This window comes from Pseudoalteromonas sp. SR43-7 (assembly GCF_014163785.1).
GTDB lineage: Bacteria > Pseudomonadota > Gammaproteobacteria > Enterobacterales > Alteromonadaceae > Pseudoalteromonas > Pseudoalteromonas distincta.
Window position 1 is genome coordinate 1 of sequence record NZ_JACJDY010000051.1, and the last position, 1,504, is coordinate 1,504.

Annotated in this window: 1 protein-coding gene; it reads right to left on the reverse strand. The window is 38.3% G+C overall.

The features are described from left to right. Positions 1 to 24 precede the first annotated feature (24 nt). Positions 25 to 1,281 carry an IS110 family transposase gene (locus tag H5087_RS19965; RefSeq protein WP_182673142.1) on the reverse strand — a complete coding sequence of 419 codons (1,257 nt, stop codon included), beginning with the start codon at positions 1,279 to 1,281 and terminating at the stop codon, positions 25 to 27. Positions 1,282 to 1,504: the final 223 nt, after the last annotated feature.

The window sequence follows — 1,504 nt, forward strand, 5'->3', positions numbered from 1 at the left end:
CGTCCGCTTCACGCCCTGAGGCATTCAACAAGCTTTTTCTACCACTAAAAGAGGAGAACCTTTCTCTTTTAGTGCTTTTAAATATTTTGATTCATCATAAGCTTTTCCTGTTTTCCAGCACCTAAATAAGATCCTTACCCATTTATAGGCCAACGCTCTTATTGCCGATTGGTGTGAATTACCTTTCGCTTTTTGCTGTGCGTAATAAATGCCCGCCCAATAAGATTGCCCTACGCTTTTGGAAGCCCACTCTATAAAGCTCTGACGGACAAATTTAGAACATTGCCAGCGCCAATGTACCCAGCTCTTTTGACCACTACGCTCTGTAACTGGCGATAAGCCTGCATAGTTTTGTATTTCTTGTGCACTACTAAAACGAGATTTATCTTCCCCTAAAGCAGCTAAAAGCCTAGGAGCAAGGCAAGGGCCTGTACCAGGAAGTGAAGCAAATATTGAGGCGTCATCCATACTGGTAAAAATTGAGTTTATTTGTGAGTCGTACTCTCGAATATTGTTAATTAATACCAACATCTGTTTAGCCAATGCGATGACAAACGTTTGATAAGGTATAATTAAAGATTCGTCGTTAGTAAGAGGAATTGCCTCCTTTATAGATGCAATGCGTTCTGGGGTCTTCTTAACAGTGGGCCCTCCTCTGGAGTTTAATAGTTTGGCAACTGTATTTGTTCTAACGCGTTTCAATTCATTTAAGTTTGGGAATTTAATTAGAAAATTACAAAATAGCTCTGTATCTCTGTGTGAAAACCACTCTAAGGGCTGTGTATAATATTGCTTTAGAGCATTAATGATTCGGTTCGCATGCCTACGTTTGTCGTCTACAAGTAATCGACGTTGTTCGACAAGAAGGGCTAATGTTCTAGTTTTCTCGCTGCTTGGTTTGAGGGGGGTAATCTTCTTTGGATAATTGAGCATCATATCTAATGCTAATTCAGCGTCTGAAGGATCATCTTTTGAACCGCTAGGAAACATAGCTTGTCTGTATCGAGCAAGGGTTAATCCATGAATAGGATAAACTGTAACAAAGCTATATTTTTGCAAGGCATATACTATAGGTCCTTTATTTAACTCAACTGCAACAGCAATATTGCCTTTTACTTTTTTATGTAATCCCTCAACCCAATCATGAATTGATTCAGGTGAGTGAGAAATTACGCTGAACGCCCGAGACTCTTCGTCTTTAACCTGCACACAAATATCATGTTTTTTATCAGCCCAATCAAGGCCAACATATGCAGAAAAGTTATCATTTTTAGTATTCATGCCAAATCTCCGATTATTGAAATTTGTTATGCATTCTTTACTCTTCGAAAGAAATATAGACAGCGTTTGTAAGGCAAGCCCTGAGTATTCGTTTTGAGTAAAGTAACTCAATACTTCGAAAGAAAAGCGGTGATCATTAAATGATGATGGCACAATATTCGTAAGTAAAGAGCACATAACCTCAACAATTCAAAGTATAGATTATTAAGGTTCAAAGACTATA